The sequence below is a fragment of the Micropepsis pineolensis genome (assembly GCF_055392125.1).
This window is the reverse complement of the sequence record NZ_AP042408.1, coordinates 3,036,769-3,055,921: the sequence shown is the minus strand read 5'-3', so window position 1 is coordinate 3,055,921 and position 19,153 is coordinate 3,036,769. Positions and strand designations below refer to the sequence as shown.

General features: G+C 61.1%; 15 protein-coding genes and 1 tRNA gene. 8 read left to right on the top strand and 8 right to left on the bottom strand.

Annotated features, from left to right (window positions below; translation table 11 throughout):
* The first annotated feature begins 25 nt into the window (after window positions 1–25).
* The 4 genes from accD (at window position 26) to ACZ5RI_RS13615 (ending at window position 3,166) form a co-directional block, all read left to right on the top strand.
* Complete coding sequence (gene accD, locus ACZ5RI_RS13630; protein WP_464513747.1) at window positions 26–952, top strand: acetyl-CoA carboxylase, carboxyltransferase subunit beta; 927 nt, start codon at window positions 26–28, stop codon at window positions 950–952.
* Window positions 949–2,247 carry a bifunctional folylpolyglutamate synthase/dihydrofolate synthase gene (locus tag ACZ5RI_RS13625; protein ID WP_464513746.1) on the top strand — a complete coding sequence of 433 codons (1,299 nt, stop codon included), beginning with the start codon at window positions 949–951 and terminating at the stop codon, window positions 2,245–2,247. The genes accD and ACZ5RI_RS13625 overlap by 4 nt, the downstream gene beginning before the upstream one ends.
* 65 nt (window positions 2,248–2,312) lie before the next feature.
* Window positions 2,313–2,771, top strand: coding sequence for an AbrB/MazE/SpoVT family DNA-binding domain-containing protein (locus ACZ5RI_RS13620; protein WP_464513745.1), 459 nt, complete (start codon window positions 2,313–2,315; stop codon window positions 2,769–2,771).
* Entirely contained in the window at window positions 2,768–3,166 is a 399-nt protein-coding gene (locus ACZ5RI_RS13615; protein WP_464513744.1) for a PIN domain-containing protein, read from the top strand. The genes ACZ5RI_RS13620 and ACZ5RI_RS13615 overlap by 4 nt, the downstream gene beginning before the upstream one ends.
* A gap of 68 nt (window positions 3,167–3,234) precedes the next feature.
* Here the strand turns inward: ACZ5RI_RS13615 and trxA are convergent, their stop codons facing one another.
* From trxA to tsaE, 6 genes are all read right to left on the bottom strand, one after another.
* Window positions 3,235–3,558 (bottom strand): thioredoxin TrxA, encoded by a 324-nt coding sequence (trxA, locus tag ACZ5RI_RS13610; RefSeq protein WP_464513743.1) that lies wholly within the window; start codon window positions 3,556–3,558, stop codon window positions 3,235–3,237.
* A 95-nt stretch (window positions 3,559–3,653) separates the two neighbouring features.
* On the bottom strand, window positions 3,654–7,061 hold the full coding sequence (gene addA / locus ACZ5RI_RS13605; RefSeq protein ID WP_464513742.1) for a double-strand break repair helicase AddA: 3,408 nt from the start codon (window positions 7,059–7,061) through the stop codon (window positions 3,654–3,656).
* A complete protein-coding gene (gene addB, locus ACZ5RI_RS13600) occupies window positions 7,058–10,045 on the bottom strand; it encodes a double-strand break repair protein AddB (protein WP_464513741.1) in 2,988 nt (995 codons plus the stop codon). Before addB ends, addA begins: the two co-directional genes overlap by 4 nt.
* A complete protein-coding gene (locus tag ACZ5RI_RS13595) occupies window positions 10,029–10,754 on the bottom strand; it encodes a nucleotidyltransferase family protein (RefSeq protein WP_464513740.1) in 726 nt (241 codons plus the stop codon). Before ACZ5RI_RS13595 ends, addB begins: the two co-directional genes overlap by 17 nt.
* The gene (locus ACZ5RI_RS13590; protein WP_464513739.1) at window positions 10,751–11,881 is read right to left on the bottom strand and encodes an aminoglycoside phosphotransferase family protein; all 1,131 of its coding nucleotides are present in this window, start codon (window positions 11,879–11,881) and stop codon (window positions 10,751–10,753) included. The genes ACZ5RI_RS13595 and ACZ5RI_RS13590 overlap by 4 nt, the downstream gene beginning before the upstream one ends.
* On the bottom strand, window positions 11,874–12,350 hold the full coding sequence (gene tsaE, locus ACZ5RI_RS13585; RefSeq protein ID WP_464513738.1) for a tRNA (adenosine(37)-N6)-threonylcarbamoyltransferase complex ATPase subunit type 1 TsaE: 477 nt from the start codon (window positions 12,348–12,350) through the stop codon (window positions 11,874–11,876). The genes ACZ5RI_RS13590 and tsaE overlap by 8 nt, the downstream gene beginning before the upstream one ends.
* Before the next feature lie 72 nt (window positions 12,351–12,422).
* Between tsaE and ACZ5RI_RS13580 the strand changes: the two genes are divergently transcribed.
* The 3 genes from ACZ5RI_RS13580 (at window position 12,423) to queD (ending at window position 16,393) form a co-directional block, all read left to right on the top strand.
* Window positions 12,423–13,637: an NAD(P)/FAD-dependent oxidoreductase gene (locus tag ACZ5RI_RS13580; protein WP_464513737.1), complete on the top strand. Its 1,215-nt coding sequence runs from the start codon at window positions 12,423–12,425 to the stop codon at window positions 13,635–13,637.
* Between the two features lie 201 nt (window positions 13,638–13,838).
* Complete coding sequence (locus ACZ5RI_RS13575; RefSeq protein ID WP_464513736.1) at window positions 13,839–15,854, top strand: methyl-accepting chemotaxis protein; 2,016 nt, start codon at window positions 13,839–13,841, stop codon at window positions 15,852–15,854.
* A gap of 182 nt (window positions 15,855–16,036) precedes the next feature.
* The gene (queD, locus tag ACZ5RI_RS13570) at window positions 16,037–16,393 is read left to right on the top strand and encodes a 6-carboxytetrahydropterin synthase QueD (protein WP_464513735.1); all 357 of its coding nucleotides are present in this window, start codon (window positions 16,037–16,039) and stop codon (window positions 16,391–16,393) included.
* Between the two features lie 80 nt (window positions 16,394–16,473).
* Here the strand turns inward: queD and ACZ5RI_RS13565 are convergent, their stop codons facing one another.
* Window positions 16,474–17,703, bottom strand: a complete 1,230-nt coding sequence (locus tag ACZ5RI_RS13565) for a threonine ammonia-lyase (protein ID WP_464513734.1) — start codon at window positions 17,701–17,703, stop codon at window positions 16,474–16,476.
* 384 nt (window positions 17,704–18,087) lie between these two features.
* Here ACZ5RI_RS13565 and ACZ5RI_RS13560 point away from each other — a divergent pair, with 384 nt between their 5' ends.
* Window positions 18,088–18,948: an NAD(P)-dependent oxidoreductase gene (locus ACZ5RI_RS13560; protein WP_464513733.1), complete on the top strand. Its 861-nt coding sequence runs from the start codon at window positions 18,088–18,090 to the stop codon at window positions 18,946–18,948.
* Between the two features lie 109 nt (window positions 18,949–19,057).
* Here ACZ5RI_RS13560 and ACZ5RI_RS13555 read toward each other — a convergent pair.
* Window positions 19,058–19,132 (bottom strand) — tRNA-Met (locus ACZ5RI_RS13555).
* Between the last annotated feature and the right edge of the window lie 21 nt (window positions 19,133–19,153).

Here is a 19,153-nt window from a genome sequence, read left to right as displayed (position 1 = left end):
TAATGTTTGGCGGTAGAATAGAAGTATGAACTGGCTAGCCAATTTTGTTCGTCCCCGCATCAAAAGCTGGATGGGGGGGCATTCCGACACGCCCGAGAATCTCTGGCGTAAGTGTCCCGCCTGTGGCGAGATGATCTTCCACCGCGATTTGGCGGCGGCGCAGAGCGTTTGCCCGCGCTGTGGTCATCATATGCGCATCGGTGCGACCGAGCGGTTCGCCGCTATCTTCGACGCGGGCGCCTATGACGAGCTGACCCCGCCCGAGGTGGTCGCTGATCCGCTGAAATTCCGTGACGAGAAGCGTTACAGCGACCGCTTGCGCGAAGCCCGGGCCAAGACTGGCCGGGTTGATGCCTTAAGTGCAGCGCGCGGCACGCTGGATGGCCTGCCGATCATGGTGGCGGTGCAGAATTTCGATTTTATGGGCGGATCGCTTGGCCTTGCCGTTGGCGAGTCTTTGGTGCGTGCCATGATTGCTGCGGTCAATGAAGGCCGCCCCTTCGTGCTGTTCGTCGCCTCGGGTGGCGCACGCATGCAGGAAGGTATGCTGTCGCTGATGCAGATGCCGCGCGTTACCGTTGCGGTCGATATGCTGCATGAAGCCCATCTGCCCTATGTCGTGGTGCTGACCGATCCGACCACCGGTGGTGTGTCGGCGTCTTATGCCATGCTGGGCGATGTCCATATTGCCGAGCCGGGGGCGCTTATCGGTTTCGCCGGGCAACGCGTCATTGCGCAGACCATGCGGGAGCAGTTGCCCGAAGGGTTCCAGCGCGCCGAATATCTGCTGGACCATGGTATGGTCGATATGGTGGTGCCGCGTAAGGACCTGCGCGAGACCATTTCGCGCCTGACCCATCTGATGATGAACCGGTCTTTGCCGCATACCCGGTTGCCGCCGCAGGAAATCACCCTGACCAAAGTTGTGAAAGCCACCGGCGCCACGCCATGATGGTGGGCGACAGCGATGCCATATTGCAGCGTCTTCTGATGCTGCATCCCAAAAAGATCGACCTGGTGCTGGATCGCGTGATGCGGCTTCTGGCCGATCTGGGGCATCCAGAACAGAAACTGCCGCCGATCATCCATGTTGCGGGCACCAATGGCAAAGGCTCGACCTGCGCCTTTGCCCGCGCCATGCTGGAAGCGGCGGGTAAACGGGTTTCGGTCTATTCCTCGCCGCATCTGGTGCGCTTTCACGAGCGCATTCGTTTGCCTGATGGTCTGATTGGCGAAGATGCTTTGGCCGATCTGCTGGCCGAATGCGAAGCGGCCAATCAGGGGCAGCCGATTACCTTTTTTGAAATCACCACCGCGGCAGCTTTTTTGGCTTTCTCACGCGCCAAAGCCGATGCGCTGATTTTGGAAGTGGGTCTTGGCGGGCGCTTTGATGCCACCAATGTCATCACGCCGGCCGCCTCGGTGATCACGCCGGTCGGGCTTGATCACGCGGAATTCCTCGGTACCACCATCACGGCGATTGCCGGTGAAAAAGCCGGCATTATCAAGCCGGGGGTGCCAGTGATCGTTGCGCCGCAGACCGATGAAGCCCTCGAGGTTATTCTGGCCGAGGCTGATCGCAAACGCGCCCCGGCTTTTGTCTATGGGCAGGATTTCACCGTGATGGCCGAGCATGGCCGCATGGTCTATCAGGATACCGAAGGCTTGCTCGATCTGCCGCCGCCGCGCCTCTATGGCCATCACCAGTTCGAAAATGCCGCCAGCGCCATTGCGGCGTTGCGGTGTCTGGATTGGGCTGCGGAAGACGCCATTGCCAAGGGGCTGCAAAAGGTCGAATGGCCCGCCCGTCTGCAACGGCTGACGCGCGGAAGTCTGGTCAGCCATGCCCCGGCGGGGGCCGAAATCTGGCTCGATGGTGGCCATAATCCGCATGGTGCTGCGGCGGTTGCCCGTGCTATGGCCGATTTCGCCGACCGCAGCCCCAAACCGCTCTATCTCATCAGCGGGATGCTGAACACCAAGGATTCCACCGGCTATTTTGCGGCGTTTCAGGGCCTGGCCTGTCATGTCGAAACCGTCGCCATTGCGGGCGACAGCGCCACGCGCGATGCCGCGACCCTGTGCGGCGAGGCCCGCGCCGCCGGGCTTGATGCCGCCGCCGCCGATAGTCTGGAGGCGGCGATGACACGTACCGCCGCTTTGGTGCAGCAGGATGGCAGCCCGGCACGGATTTTGATCTGTGGCTCGCTGCACCTTGCCGGTGTGGTGCTGAAGGATAACGGCTGATACGGACTACTTGACGGTATGATTTTTAGGTAGTAGTATCTTCTGTATTAAAGGAGATAAATACTATGCCTAATACTAATTCAGGTACCAAGATTGCCGAGCAAATGTTTACACACGGCGCAACGATGGACGAGGTCATCGCCGCTACCGGTGGTCCGCAATACAATGTCCTGCGGCGGCTCGAAGCCAAAGGGTATGGTCTGCGCAAAGTAAAGGAAGGCAAGGCCACGCGTTATTTCGTGACGCCGCCCGATAAACGTGGTTTCGATTTAACGGTTTCCGAGCGTGGTCAGATTGTGCTGCCTAAGGATATGCGCACGCGGCTGGGCATCGTGGCTGGCGGCGTATTACAGGCCGAGCTTGACGGTGATCGTGTCGTTTTAAAGCCCAAGAAAACCGGGCTAACGGGTTTGCTTGGGATTCTGCACCGTGCAGATATGGCCGCGAAAAGCCTGGACGAAATCGATCAGGCTTCACGTCAGGTTGCCGCCGTGCTGCATCCTAAGGTAGGCCTTGAGAAATGATAGGTCTAGATACGAATGTTCTTGTTCGTCTGTTAACCGCCGATGATGCGGCGCAAGCTGACAAAGCCTTGCAGTTTCTGGCGAAGAATTGTTCGGCCAGTGATCCGGCTTTCGTTAGTAACATTGTGCTGGCTGAAACGTTCTGGGTGCTGCAAAGCGTTTACGCTTTTAAACGTGACCAGATAGCCACTGCCTATGAAGCGTTGTTCAGTACAAGCGAAATCCGTCTGGAGGATGAGGCGTCCGCGCGCAAAGCGCTGCGGTGCGTCGTGCAGGACAATGCCGACTTCGCTGATGCTTTAATCGGTGCTGTGCATGTATCGCGGGGGTGCAGCACGACAGTAACCTTCGACCGTAAAGCGGCCGGGTTGGACTATTTTCGCCTGTTGGGATAATATCCCACCCAACAAAAACCGCCAGCCTTTGCAGCCTGGCGGTTTTTATCTTTCCGGAGAAGGTTGGCTTACAGTGCGCCTTCAATCCAGCTTTTCAGCTTGGATTTGGGGGCGGCGCCAACTTTTGTGGCGGCAACTTCGCCGTCTTTGAACAGCATCATGGTGGGAATGCCGCGCACGCCATATTTCTGGGGCGTTTCGGGGCTTTCGTCGATGTTGATCTTGGCGATGATGACTTTGCCTTCCAGTTCGCCGGCGATTTCTTCCAGCGCCGGGCCGATCTGGCGGCACGGGCCGCACCATTCAGCCCAGAAGTCGACCAGCACAGGGGTTTTGGCATCCAGCACATCGGCCTGGAACGAAGCATCGGAAATTTTGATCGGTGCGGACATGGAAACTTCCTCGTGTGCAGACCCTATATGTTGGGTCCATGTGGGCCAGAGGCCCGAATAGAACGGTTCTTACTTAGGAAGCCCCAGTGGCTTCGTCAAGCACCCTTGTCCGCTGCCGGTTTCAGCTTTGCGGCGATGGTTTCGACCTGCCCATCGAGTAAGGCATTGGAAAGCGGCATCAAAACCGGCCCCTCGGTCCAGATCAGGGCGCAGCTAACCTCGCGCCCGGGGAATATTTTCCGCGCTGCCATGCGATAGAGCGCCATCTGGGTGGTGTAGAGCGGCGAAACCTTGTCGGCAGATTTGGGCGGGCGGCGGTTGGTCTTGAAATCCACGATCAAGACATGGGTTTTGCTGACGGCAAGCCGGTCGATGCGGCCATGAATGCGGGCATTGGGGGCAAGTTCAGGCAGTTCCGCCATCAGGGCGACTTCGGCCCGGCTGCCGGGGGCAAAGGCGTCGGCAAAGTCCGGTGCGTTCAGCACGGCCTGCACCTGATGGATCAGGGCCTCGCCATCGTCGCCGCCGAACCCGCGTGCGGCCAGAAAACGCCGGGCGGCGGCCTCGCGTTCGGCGGGCGCAATTTCGGGCAGATGGGCGAACAGGGCGTGGGCCAGTGTGCCGCGCATCTTGGCGGCCTCGGCCCCACCTGCCGGGCTTTTGGCGGGTGGCTCGTCGGCCCCGGCCACTTCCGATGGCCGCAGCAGATAGGGATTGGGCGCTTCTTCCGGGGCCACGCTGTGGGCCCAGTCGGGCAGGGGGGCTGAGGCTGAAGGTATCGCTGCCGATACCGATGTGACTGTGGCGGTGGTGCCCGCTGCGCCAAGGCTCAAGATCCCGTCCGTATCACTGCAGAGGGTTTTTGCCGCCGCCTCGGTCAGTTTGTTCCACGAAGCCTCGGCCGTGCCGCGCTTATTCTCGAAGCCGCAGACGATCAGCTTTTCCTTGGCGCGGGTCAGCGCGACATAGAGCAGACGCCGCCTTTCGCGCAAGCCTTCGTTCTGGCGCGCCTCTCTGGCGTTCAGCACGCTGACGGGGGCGGTTTTTTCAGGGGTGGGAAAAAGAGGGATACAATCCGTGTACAGAAGACTGTCGCCGCGGGCGGTTGGAACCTGTGTGGTGTCGGGCAGGAAAACAATATCGGCTTCCAGCCCCTTGGCGCCATGCACGGTCATCACCCGCACTTCGCCACGGCCGCGATCCATGTCGCGTTTAACCTCGGCCCCGCCGCGCGAAAACCAATGCAGAAAACCTTCCAGTGCCGGTGGCGCATTGCGTTCGTAAGCCAAAGCCAGATTGAGGAATTCGGCGATGGCGTCGGCGGCTTCCGATCCCAGTCGTTCCAGCATGGCCTGACGTTTGTCGTTCAGGGTGCGGGCGTAAAATTCAAACGGCGGTTCGCTATCGACCCGCTTACGAATTTCGGCGAGAAAGTCATAAGCGTCGCGATAGACGTCGTCTGCCCTGCGGTCTTCCAGCGCGGCCCATAACCGCCCGGCGCGCGCATGGGCCAGGGTGAACAGTGCATCTTCGGAAAGCCCGATCAGCGGGCTGCGCAACAGCGCCGCCAGCGTCAGATCATCATCCGGTGTCAGGGCAAAACGGCCCAGCGCAATCAGATCCATTACCGCGATCTGATCGGCCAGTTTTAAACGGTCGGCACCGGCTACCGGCACGCCACGTTCTTTCAGTCTGCGGATAATCTCGCTGGCAAACGGTTCACGCCGCGGCAGCAGGATCATGATGTCGCCGGGGCTGATCGGGGCATCATGGCCGGGTAGCGTTGTTCCGCTTTTAAGCCAGCCATCAATCTCACCGGCAATTTTTTCGGCCAGTTGCACCAGCGGGCTGCCTTCGGACGCCAGATCGAGCGGGCGCAAATCCCACGGATCGGGCGGATCGCTTTTCGCCGGCGTCAGCACCGGCCAGTATTCGATGCGGCCTTTGGCATCGGCGCGAAAGGCGGTGTGTGCCACAGCCGTGCCATCGGCGGTCAGGCCATCACGTGCCGCCGGATCGGCAAAGGTCGCATCAACAAAACGCAGCACTTCCGGTGCTGACCGGCGCGAGACCGGCAGTGCGACGGTGGCAAAGGCACAGTCGGCGTCTTTTGCCTGTACGGCGAAAAATGCGCGGCGGGCGGCGAACTGTTTGGGATCTGCCCCCTGAAAACTGAAGATTGACTGTTTTTCGTCACCAACGGCAAACAGGGTACGCCCCTTGTCGCGCGCTCCCTCACCGGCGAAAAACTCTGTCGTCAGGCATTGCACAATATCCCATTGCGGGGCGCTGGTGTCCTGCGCCTCGTCAATCAGGATATGGTCGATGCCTTCGTCGAGTTTATAGAGCACCCAGGCCGCACCATCGCCCTGCAACAGGCCCAGTGTGCGCTGGATCAGGTCATCATAGTCGAGGGCGCCGCGCGCCCGTTTCTCAGCCTGATAAATCCGGCGCACCGCTTCGGCCACGGTAATCAGGGCCTCGGCCAGATGGGCGGCGCGGGCAGCTTTCTTGCGGTCTTCATAGGCGCGCAGGGTTTCGCCTTCGCGATTTAAAAAGTCGACCTTCTCTGGCGCGGCTTCGCTTAACGCTTTGGTGGCCAGCTTTTTACGTACACTGCCGTCCTGGGTCAGCAGTGCCTGATACAGGCTGTCATAGCGCGCCAGTGCGTTCTGGCTGTGCAGTGCGGCGCTGATCAGTCCACCACGCTCGACATCGGTCTTGGTGCCGCCGTTCAGCCAGGCGGCAGCGGCTTGCCAGTCTTCGCGCAGCACTTCGATGCGCCCGGCACATTCGGCAATGATACTGTTTTCACTGTCACCGGGGTGGGCGCCATGGGCCTCCTCCAGCTTTGTGGCACGGGCAGCAACGCCATACTGGGCGCAAAACTTTTCGATCCGGGCCCGGTCGGTGCCCAGTGCGCTGTCGAGCAGCCGTGCCATGGTGTCTTCACTGGTCTGGGTGACCAGTATGGCAATCGCTGCGCTGCATTCGGGATCCGATATGGCGGCGCGTTCAAACACGCGGCTGCGTGCTTCGGCCATCAGATCCTGACCAGTGCGATCATCCAGCACGGTGAACGATGCGGGCAACCCCGCCTCGAGCGGAAAGCGCATCAGTACATGCTGGCAGAAGGCATGGATGGTCTGAATCTTCAAACCGCCCGGGGTTTCGAGCGCCTGCGCAAACAGGCGGCGGGCGCGGCGCAAATCCTCGTCGGTTTTAGCTACGCCGCCAATGGCGATGATCTTGGCGCGTAACTCTGCAGGGGGCAGCATGGCCCAGGCGCCAAGCTGATCGAACAGCCGCCCGGCCATTTCGGCGGCGGCGGCCTTGGTATAGGTCAGGCACAGAATCTTTTCCGGTGGTGCCCCGGCCAGCAGCAGCCGTGTCACCCGGGCGGCCAGCGTATAGGTTTTGCCCGAACCGGCATTGGCCGCCACCCAGACCGAATGACTGGGATCAGCCGCCAGCAAGGCCGGATCTTTCACTGCGGCGCTCATGGTTCTTCGCCCCAGCCGCTCATCGACCATTCACGCACGCGGGCCAGGTGATCAAAGTCGCCTTCACCTTTGGCAAACATCGGTGCCACGCGGGAATCATAGGCGGTGGCCTCTTCGTCAAACAAGGCAATGCGCTTGATCAGGCGCGCTTCGGCATCGGTTGCCAGTGTCATGGCATCGGCTTTTAAGGGGCGGTATTCGCCGGCCGGCGTGCCGCCGGTCAGGCGGATATAGATCAGCGTGGCGGCCTTGTCGGGGCCGATTTCCTTGAAGCCACCTGCCGCCAGTATCGCGGCCTCAAGCGGTAACTGCGGCGATAATTGCGCCACCACCTGTTTCTCGCTCGGTGGGATGCCGGTCTTGTAATCAAGAATGTCGGCCCCGCCGCTTTTTAAGCGGTCGATGCGGTCGGCCTTGCCCACCAGACGGAACGGTCCTGCCGGGCCATCGAATTCTTTTTGCCCGGAAATTTCGACAAAGCTTTCGGCAAGGGCGGCGCGGCGGCTGGCTTCCACCTCGGCGAACCACAATGTGGCGCGCAAAAAACGTGGCCGCCACAGCGCCAGCACCGCTTTGGGCAGATGAGCTTGTGCAAAAACCTCCTCGGCGATGGCGGCAAGTTCCGCTGCCGGATTGGCGGGCAGATCGTGCGGATATTTGCGCACGAACAGCTCCAGACTTTTGTGCAGAATACTGCCGCGCTCCATCGGGCCAATCTCGGCCTCCAGCGGATCAAGGGCGCGCAGGCGCAACACATGTTTGGCATAGATCGCATAGGGATCACGCAGCCAGGTTTCGATCTCGGTGACCGAAAGTCGTCGCGGGCGGGTGGCTACGGGCGGGGTCGGTGCGGGTGGCTTGACCGGCTTTGCCGGGCCGACGCGGTTTAAGGCGCGGGCCAGTTCGGCAAAGGGCGCTTCGGGCTTCAGGTGCTGATCAAGCCGCAGTCCCTTGGTGAGCTGGGTCAGTCGTTGCAGCCAGCGCGAGGCGACCGCCGGTGCGCCATCGCTTTTCAGCGCGCGGGTCAGGATGACTTCCGGCCCCGCTGCCAGCATGGCAAAATCGTGCGCCGACAGACCAATGGCCCGCTCCGGCTGCTCCAGCCCCAGGGTGCGGCGCATCGGGCGCGAGAACCATGGATCGGCCGGCGCGGCGGCGGGCCATGCCCCTTCATTGAGGCCACTTAAGATCAGCCGGTCAAAGCTTTGCAGGCGGGCTTCACGCGGGCTTAAAATCGCCAGCCTGGGATGGCGGCCATAGGATGGGCGCACCGGCTCACCCGCGTCGAGCAACTGGCGGAACAGATGGGCATAGCTGCGGGTTTCGATCGGCGGCAACCCGGTGACGGCCTGACCCAGTTGGGTGAAGAACCGGCTGGCGGCATCGCCATCAGCCCCGGCCCACAGCGGGTTGTCGGTGGCATCGGGACTTTCGGCCAGCGCTTCGGCGGTGGCGATATGGGCATCAATCAGTATGCTGAATGTATTTTCGGCTGTGGCCAGCGCCACGGCCAGCGGCGTGAAGATCGTGGCAAGGTCATCGAACCACGCCATCAGGGCCTGCAAGGTTTCTGTGTCGCGCGCACGCGGGCTGTCACAGGCGGCGGCAATCGCGGCGCGGATACCATCCAGCCCGGCATCGGGGCGCGGGCCCCGCAACACCAGATCCAGTTTACGCGCCATCGCGAGGAATTCGGCTCTCCCGCCACGTGCGCTTAACGGATGCTTGAACAGTGCCAGCAGCGGCACCGGGGCAAAGTCGCTGTCAGCCGCTTCGGCGATCAGGCATAAATAGCTGCCAGCGCGGGTCAGCGGCAGTCGCTGCCCGGCGGAATCGTCGAGCAGGATGTTCCAGCGCCGGCACAATACGGCAACGCGGCGCGCCAGATCCCGGTCGCGGGTGACCAGTGCCGCCGTCTTGCCCGGCGTTTCAAGCGCCTCACGCAAATAGAGCGCGGCGATCTCGGCTTCCTCGGCCGGGTCGGCGGCTTCTTCCAGCGTCAGGCCGCTAAGGCCGGGCTTGAGCGTCTCGCCGCCCTGTTCGGCCAGTGCACGCCAGGCATCGGTGGCTGGTGCCGGGCGCAGGACTTCCGACAGCAGCCTTTCGCGCGCAGCATTGCCGGGCATGGTGCCCCAGTCTTCAACTGCATCACGGGCCACGCCCAGCCGGTCGATCAGGCGTTTCAGGCCATATTGCGGATGCCCGGCATCGAGTGTTTCCCACGCGGCCGCGTCGAGGGTTTTATCCAGCCCCGGCAGCACCACCGCACCATTGGGCAGTGCGGCAATCGCCGCCATCAGATCGGCGGTGGCCGGAACGCTGCCGGTGGAGCCGGCGGCAATCACCGGCCCGTCGGGCGGATGGGCGCTTAAGCGTTTGGCCAGCGCCGCCAGCGCAGCATTGCGGTGGGCGGCCGGGTTGACGGCCCCTTCGGCGGCCAGCAGCGGCGGCCAGGTCTCGTTGATGATACCCAGGAACTCTTTGACCTCGGCCCAGTGGGCGGCGAGTGTCTCGGGGGCCAGTTCGGTCAGCTTGGCAAGATCGGCCCCGGCGGTTTCGGCTTCGTCCATCACCGCCGCCAGCGATGCCGCCAGCGAGGTTGCCTGATCAAAGCTCATATCGCTGTCGTGGCCGTGGCGGTTCTGGCTCCAGCGCTGGATCAGGGTGGCCAGCAGCAGGCGGCGGCGGATCAGCGGGATGCGGGGGGTAAGCACGAAATCGTCCGCATCGGGATCAAAATCGCTGTCGTCGCTGTCGGCTTCGCTTAACGTGGTAAAACGCGGCAGCAGCAACGCCCCGTCCAGTTCGCGGGCAAAGCTGTCGGCGAACAGGCGGGCGGCGCGGCTGGTCGGCAGATAGATCGTTGCCGCCGCCAGGGTGTGCGGCTCAAGACCAAAGCGATCCGCAAACCCACGCGCCAGCGCGCGTGCAAAATGCGCCCCGGCGGCAATGGTATAGACCCGGCTTTTAAGCGCCGGGGGCAAAGCCGGCCATTTTTTCTTCGGCGTCCTTCACTGCCTGCGGGGTGCCGACATGCATCCACATCCCTTCCAGACGCTGGCCGTAGAGGCGGCCCTGCTCAATGGCGCGATCCCATAGAATGTTGACCGAGAAGGTGCCTTCTGGTGCATTGTCGAACAGGCGGGGATGCACAATCTGGACCCCGGGATAGGCAAAGGGCGACACGCGGCCCATCGGCACGCGGGCCAGATGCCCGACGGAGTCCATCAGAAAATCGCCCCGGCCTTCATAGCCCAGCGAACCGATCAGCGGTGCCATCAACAGCAAACCGTCCATCCGGCTTGAGTCCCAGATTTCCTTCATGCGCTCAAGCGCAACGCCATAGCCTTCGATCCACAGCGTGTCGGAATTGTGCACGAAAAAGGGTTCGTCACCGAAATAGTGCAGCGCTTTGACAATGCCGCCCCCGGTGCCGAGCAAGCCTTCGGTTTCATCCGAATAGAGGATTTCGACATCCTTACGCTTGCTTAAGTGATCGCGCAGCATGTCGGCAAGGTAATGCAGATTGACGACAAACTGGGTCACACCGGCGGTCTTCAGCCGGTCGATGGCGTGGTCGATCATTGCCTTACCGGCAACCTCGACCAAGGGTTTGGGCCGGGTCAGCGTCAAAGGACGCATCCGCGTGCCAAGCCCCGCCGCCATAATCATTGCGCGCGTGGGTGCACTCATTCTTTAATCTCCTTCACGGCGGGGACCGATGTCCGCACCGTGTTTGATATCTTCCGGTCATACCACGAAGCGAGCTGCGACAGCGCCGGGTGGGCGAGGTCTGCGCTTAAGTAGGACCATACCCGTGGAAGATAACGCAAATATTTCGGTTTACCATCGCGTTTATACAGTCGGGCGAAAATGCCAACGATCTTGGCATTGCGCTGGGCTGCAAACAGCGCCATGGCAGCGGCGAAAGCGTCCCGGTCAACCGGGGTGCCCTGTGCCTGCATAGTATCGAGATAGTGACGCGTGGTGTGTTCGGCAAGGGCCGGGGCAACATCGCGGCGGGCATCTTCGGTGAGTGAAATCAGATCATAGGCCGCAGAACCGGCCACCGCGTCCTGAAAATCGATCAGTCCCACCGCCGCGGCACCGCTGCGCTGTGGCAGCCACAACAGATTCTGGGCGTGATAGTCACGGTGCACAAAAACCGCCGGACCTGTTGGTGTTTCCGCCAGCGCTGCGTGCCATAAAGCGCGGTGTTCGGCGATTTCCTCGTCCGTGGCGGTCCGGTTCAGCGCCACCGGGAAATACCATTCGGTTAAAAGATCAACCTCGGCGGTGAGTGCCGTCCCGTCATAGGCGAACAGCGGCAACCGGCCGATTTTTTCTGGTGCTGGCTGGCGATGGATACAGGCCAGTGCTTCGGCGGCGCGGGCATAGAGCAAGGCTTCATCGCCACCCGCCGTCAGCACATCGGCATACATATCCGTGCCCAGATCTTCCATCAGCACCAGCCCCTGGGCGGGATCGGCGGCATAAATCTCCGGTGCGCTCAAACCCAGCGACCGTAAATAGTCATCGGCGGCAACAAACCGGGCGCAATCGGCCCCGGCCAGACGCGCCACCGCGTTATAGCCCAGCCGCCGGCGTTCTTGCGCGCTTGCCCCCGCTGGGGCGACAGGGCTTTCGGCCCCTTGCGGCTGGTCCATCAGCAGGGCGGACTTTTCGCCCATCCTTAAACGCATATAGCGGCGGGTTGAGGCATCGCCGGGCAGGGGGCTAAGCGTCGCCGCGCCCCAGCCCGCTTCGCGTACAAAGGCAGCAATCGCTGTGTGGCGGTCCGTGGAAGAATGTTCAGACATGGATTTCTTTGGTTAATACTGCCCAGCGCTCCGGGCCAGTGATGGTGACAAGGCGGCCCTGTTCAGATCCGGCCACATTGGTCAGGGTGATGCTCAGGGCGTCTTCTGGCAGATAGGGGCCGGCCCGTTCGGGCCACTCGATCAGGGCTACGCCGTCGCTTAAGGCTTCGTCCAGGCCAAGCTCGCGCACTTCTTCCGGGCTTTCCAGCCGGTACAGGTCATAATGGGACAGAAGTAATGTCCCGGTCTCGTAGGTCTGCACCAGCGTGAAGGTTGGGCTTGGCACCGCCTCGCGCACACCCAGCGCTTGCAGGATGATGCGGGCCAGTGCGGTCTTGCCCGCACCCAGATCGCCATAGAGCGCCACACAGTCGCCGGGGCGCAGATGGGGGGCCAGTTGCCGCCCTAAAGCCACAGTAGCTTCAAGGTCTTTCAACGGGATAGCGGTGAGAATTGGAATTATTTCCATAAAACGATTGATTCCCTTTGTACTGATGGTTTACCCCTCCGCTACGTTTTTCAAACTTTTTCCCGGACATCCATGCCAGAGCATATTGTTATCGTCGGGGCCGGTCAGGCCGGTCTGCAAGCTGTCATAACCCTGCGCGCCGAAGGGTTCGCTGGCGAGATCACCCTGGTTGGTGACGAACCGTTCGCGCCCTATCAGCGCCCGCCTTTGTCCAAGGCCTATCTTCTGGGCAAGATGGAGCGGCCCCGGCTGTTCCTCAAACCCGATAGCTATTTTGAACAGGCCTGCACCCTGAAGTCCGGCGTGGCGGCCTATGCCATTGATCGCGCCGCCCGGCGGCTGACGCTGGCTGATGGTTCGGTGCTGGGCTATGACGCGCTGCTGCTGGCCACCGGTACGCGGGCCCGGCCGCTGGATGTTCCCGGTGCCGATCTGGATGGCGTGCATCTCTTACGCTCGATCGCCGATGTCGATGCCCTGCGGCCCCAGATCGTGGCAGGTCGCAAATGCGTCATCGTAGGCGGCGGTTATATCGGGCTGGAAGTGGCGGCGGTGGCGGCCAGTCATGGCCTTGATGTTACGCTGATCGAGTTTCAGGACCGGGTGCTGGCCCGCTCGGTATCCTCCAATGTCTCGGCCTTTTTCGAGGCGGCGCACCGCGCCCATGGTGTCAAACTGGTGTGCGGGGCGGCGGTAGAAGCCTTCGAAGGCGAAGGCCGTCTGCACGCCGTGCGCGCTGGTGGTGTGCTCTATCCGGCGGACTTCGTTCTGGTCGGTGTCGGCGCGCTGGCCAATATCGAACTGGCCCAGGCGGCAGGGCTGGCATGCGAAAGTGGTATTGTCGTCGATGCCTATGCTACCACATCAGACCCGGCGATCTGGGCGGCAGGCGACTGCACCTGGCATCAGGGCTATGACGGCGTCTGGCGGCGGCTGGAAAGCGTGCAGAACGCCATCGATCAGGCCAAATGCGCGGCACGCGCCATGCTGGGCAAGCCTCAGCCCTATCGTGAGCTGCCCTGGTTCTGGTCGGACCAGTATGATCTGAAATTGCAGATTGTCGGGCTGGCGCGCGATGAGGATCAGGAAATCCTGCGCGGCGATCCGGCAGGCGGCAAATTCGGCTGGTATTATGTACGCGATGGCGCGCTGGTGTCCGCGGTGACCGTCAATCTGCCTGCCGATCATCTGATGGCGCGCAAGCTGATTGCCGCCGGGGCGCGTGTCTCGGCAGACGCGCTGGCCGATCCGGCCCAGCCTTTGAAGGCATTTTTGCCGTCCGCGTGAACCGCGACAGATTGCAGGAAATGGTCACGCTACGGCATTTTTCGCCGTAGCGTTTTTTCTCGCTTTTCTGGACCAAACTTGCGCTGCACTGGCACAAGGCGTGATCATTTTATAGGATTGTTTACCACATATGGTTTATACCCGGATACGATGTTTACCATAAGACGTCGCCAAGACGCCGTAGCGTATCGAGGGGAAATCATGCGTTTTTCATTTGGGTTGCGTACGGTTTCGGCCAAGGCCAACGCGTTGATCGTTATTTTTATTATTGCCAATATCGCGATCTGCACAGCCTTCATCCTCAACCATTTCCGCGGCGTTCTGGGTGGCGACCGCATGCGGCAGAATCTGCGGGCAGCAGAACTGATCGTCAATCCGCGCGGTGCCAGTTTTGGTATCGAGGAGGGTAAGCTCAAACTGGGCAGCCTGACCCTGAATGGTGATGAGACCTCGGTCGATGCCGTGGTTTCGGCCTTTGGCGGGGTGGCGACGATTTTTCAGGGCGATACCCGTGTCGCCACCAATGTGCTGAAAGCCGATGGTACGCGCGCCGTGGGCACCAAGCTGGCCAAAGGGCCGGTTTATGATGCTGTGCTGGGCCGGGGGGAAACCTATGTCGGCACCGCGACGATCTTAAACAAACCCTATGTCACCGCCTATAAGCCGCTTAAGGATGAGGCAGGCAAGATTGTTGGCATTCTGTTTGTCGGAATCGAGGAAAAGGATTTTAACCGCACCTTTATCGATGCGGTGACCGCCAGCGGTATTGCCGGGGTTATTCAGGCGGTGATCTGCGCCATTCTCGCCAGTCTGGCGCTGCGGCGCTTACTCTATCCCTTCAAGCCGCTGGGCGAAAGGATGGAGGATGCCAAGAAGGGCCGTTACAGCGAAGATATCCCCTATGCCGAGCGCGAGGACGAGTTCGGCGGTCTGGCCCGTGTGATCCTCGATTTTAACCGCGCCATGAAGCAGCAGGAGGTTATGCGCAAGACGGCGGCCGAAGATATGCAGCGTGCCGCCGAGGCTCAGAAAATCGCCGAGGAAGAAGCCAAACGCAGAAACGAAGCACTGGTGGTCGATAGTTTCGGTGCCGGTTTGCAGGCGCTGGCTGAGAATGATCTGTCCTATCGGTTGCAGGGCGAATTGCCGCCGGCCTATCGTGGCTTACAGGAGAATTTTAACGCCGCTATTGCCGCCTTTGAAAAGGCCCGCAATGACCGTGAAGAAGAAATTCAACGGCATCAGGCCGAACGCCATGCCGCGCACGTTGAACAGCGCAAAGCTGAAGAAGCCGCGCAAAGCCGGTCGATGGATATGGTGGTGTCGTCTTTCGGTTCGGGTCTCAAGGCGATGTCGGAGCGGGATCTGACCATCCGTGTCGATGCCGAGCTGCCCGATGGCTATCGCGGGCTGCAAAGTGATTTCAACGCGGCGCTCGACCAGTTGGCCGAAACCCTGCGCGACATCGACAGCCATGCCAGCCAGATCGCCCGCAGCGCCAGCGATGTGCGTGACGGGGCACAGGAAATGTCCCTGCGCACCGAACAGCAGGCGGCCTCGCTGGAACAGACTTCCGCCGCGATGGAAGAGATCACCGCCACGGTGACCAAATCGGCTGAAAATGCCCGTCAGGCCGCCGCTGCGGCAACCAGTGCCCAGCAAAGTGCCGAACAGGGTAACGTCATCGCCAGCAGCACCATCGAAGCGATGCAGGATATCGCGGCCTCGTCGAACGAGATCACCCAGATCATCGGCGTGATTGACGAGATTGCTTTCCAGACTAATCTTCTGGCCCTTAATGCCGGTGTTGAAGCGGCGCGGGCCGGTGAAGCCGGACGTGGCTTTGCCGTGGTGGCGCAGGAGGTCAGGGCCCTGGCCGGGCGTTCCAGCGAGGCGTCGAAACAGATCCGTGGGCTGATCAATACCAGCAGTGCCAAGGTCGACAGCGGCGTCAAGCTGGTCAGCGACAGTGGCAAGGCGCTTAACCAGATCGTCACGGATATTGGCCGCATCAACCAGCTGATGAGCGAGATTGCTTTGGCCCAGAACGAGCAGGCCCGCGCTCTGGGCGAGGTGAATGCGGCGGTCAGTGCCATGGACAAGACGACCCAGCAAAACGCCGCCATGGCCTCGCAAAGCACTGCAACCAGCCGCGCTATGGCCGACAGCGCCGGGGAACTGGCGGAACTGGTCGCCCTGTTCAAGACGGTAAGGTAAACGGGGCAATTGGGGGACAGGCTTGACGGGACGGGTAATGTGCGCCACTTACCCGCCGTCCGGAGCCTATATCACCGAAAATCGGTTTTCCGCTTTTCATGTGAAGCGCTCTGAATTCCTGGGCCGGCCTGATTAGCCGCCCCCAACTGAAAATGGGCCGGCCTGTATCGCCGGTTAAGGTCATGAAAGTCGTACAAACCTTTACTTTTGAGGCGGCACACCGTTTGCCGCATGTGCCCGACAGCCACCGTTGTAAGCGGCTGCACGGCCATTCGTATCGCGTGGCGCTGGAACTGGTTGGTCCGGTTGATCCGGTCACGGGTTTTGTTGTCGATTTCTTCGATATTGAGGCGGCGTTTGCCCCTGTGTTGAACGAGCTCGACCATCACCTGCTCAACGAGGTGCCCGGGCTCGAAAATCCCACCGCCGAGATCATCGCGATGTGGATCTGGCACAAGATCAAGGCGCATGTGCCGCAGCTGTCCGCCGTGACCCTGTACGAGACCGCCCATTGCTGGGCCATCTACGAAGGCGACTGAGCCGCCCGGCGTATGGCGGGCTTTGAAGACGAAAAAAGCCGGGGATCGCGCCCCGGCTTTCGTATGTGCGGTGTGGTGTCTTACACCTTCAGCTTGAAACCATCATCTTCCAGCGCCTTGCGGATGGTGGCGGCGTGGGCGGCATCGCGCGCCTCGACTGTGATACCAAGGTCGGCCAGCTTGGCCGATGTATCAGTCGCCATACGGTTGTGCGATACTTCCAGAATATTGCCACCCATCTTGCCGATCAGGGTTGAGATCTTCGCCAGCGTACCGGGACGATCATCGATCTCTACCACTAGCGACTGAATGCGCCCCTCGCGCGACAGCCCGCGCAGGATGACGTTGGACAGCATGCGCATGTCGATATTGCCGCCGGACAGCACCAGACCGACCTTTTTGCCCGCGAACAGATCGCGATGGCTCATGACGGCGGCAAAGCCCGCCGCGCCTGCGCCTTCAACCACGGTCTTTTCGATTTCCAGCATTGAGGCGATGGCCTGTTCGATATCGTCTTCACCAACCAGCAGGATCTTCTTGACCAGATCGCGCACGATGGTCTGGGTCAGCTTGCCCGGTTCGCGCACGGCAATACCTTCGGCTACGGTTTGATTGGCATAGCTCTGCGGCTTGCCGGTCATCGCGCCATACATCGAGGGAAACGCCTCGGTCTGCACGCCATAGATTTCGATGCCGGGTTTGATCGCCTTGGCGGCCACGGCAACGCCGGAAATCATGCCGCCGCCACCCACCGGAATGACCAGCGCATCCAGATCCGGCGCATCTGCCAGCATTTCCAGCGCCAAGGTGCCCTGACCGGCAATGACATGGGCATCGTCGAAGGGGTGAACAAAGACCAAATTTTGCTCTTTGGCCAGCGTCAGTGCTTTGGCGGTGGCTTCGGCAAGGCCGGACCCTTCCAGCACAACATGGGCACCAAAATCCTGGGTGTGCTTGATTTTACCGAACGGCGTGGTTTCCGGCATGACAATGGTGGCGGGAATGCCCAGCCGCCCGGCATGATAGGCCACGCCCTGGGCATGGTTGCCAGCGCTCATGGCAATGACGCCACGCATGCGTTCTGCCGCCGTAAGAGAGAGGAGTTTGTTAAGCGCGCCGCGTTCCTTGAACGAAGCCGTGAACTGCATGTTTTCGAATTTCAACCAGATGTCGCAACCGGCGATATTCGAAAGCGTACGGGATTTACGCGTAGGGGTATGTTCCAACGCATCGCTGACAGCGGCGGCGGCCGACTGCACATCCGCGAGCGTAACCGGAAGGTTCGACAAAGCCGAAAACTCCTCATCCATCAAAAAACAAGGCGGTCCTTAAATGTACCGCCGCCGCGAATTATGAAAGCGCCGCAGGGTAAATACAATGACCCATCTGCGCCATAGCCGCTATGCGCGGGCTGCGGACGTGGCGTTTCGTATGTGGACGGAATATTCCTGCTTAAAGGGGTTTTTCGAAAAATGCATAGCTTGTGCATTTTGGGTTTCCCCTGTGCCGCGTCCCATACCGCATCTTATGTGCGCTGCCGGTGCAGTGCAGGTGGTTTTATGCAAATACACCCGTTATTGTTGTGATCGGGTTTTGTGCAATCGCATGGTCTTAAGCGGTTGACCCATGCTTGGGGCCAGATTGAGAATGTGCCTGTGGCGGCAGGTATCCGTCACAGGCGAAGGAGATATGCGGTGGTTAAGATCGGTTTTCTGGGATTGGGCATTATGGGGGGCGCCATGGCCCGCAATCTGGCCAAGGCCGGGTTCGACGTGACGGTGTGGAACCGCTCGCCCGATAAATGCGCCGCCCTGACGGCGCTGGGGGCAAAGGTGGGAACCAGTCCGAAGGCCGTGGTGGCGGCGTGCGATTTCACCATTGCCATGCTGTCCGATCCGGCGGCGGCTGAGGCGGTGTGTTTCGGGCCCGATGGTGTGCTGGCGGGCGTTGGGCCGGGTCACGACTATATCGACATGTCGACCGTGGATGCCGATACCGCCCAGCGCGTTGCAGCGGCGGTGACGGCCAAGGGGGCGCGGTTCCTCGAAGCCCCGGTCTCCGGCACCAAGAAACCCGCCGAGGATGGCACGCTGGTGATTCTGGCGGCGGGTGACGAAGGGTTGTTCCACGATGCAGAACCCGCCTTCGCCAAAATGGGCAAGGTCAGCCACTATCTGGGTGCGGTGGGGCAGGCGGCTTGCATGAAGCTGGTGGTCAATATGGTGATGGGCGAGATGGCTGTCGCACTGGCCGAAGGCTTAAGCCTGGGTCTGAAAAGTGGGCTGAAGGGCGAAGATGTCCTGAGCGTGCTGGCCGAAGGGGCGATGGCGTGTCCGATGTTCGCCGGTAAAGGTCCGATGATGCTTAAAGGGCAGTTTCCGACCAATTTCCCGCTCAAGCACATGCAGAAGGATTTACGTCTGGCTGTTGCGCTGGGTGATTCCGTCAGCCAGCCTTTGCCGCAGGCGGCCTCAGCCAATGCGGCTTTCATCCGCGCCCGCGCACTGGGCGAGGCCGATGCCGATATGTCGGCGGTCTACAAGGCGGTCAAATAGAGCGATGGCCGGGGCCAATAATGGCTCCGGCACCAGCCGCCCATGCGGCAGCCGCGCGCGTAAGCGCGCTGGCGTGAGCTATATAAAGTCTTTTTATGGATAACGAGGCTGGTAGCAGCGGAGGGATTTGAACCCCCGACCAAGGGATTATGATTCCCCTGCTCTACCACTGAGCTACGCTGCCGTGCCTCGGGCCGCTCATGTA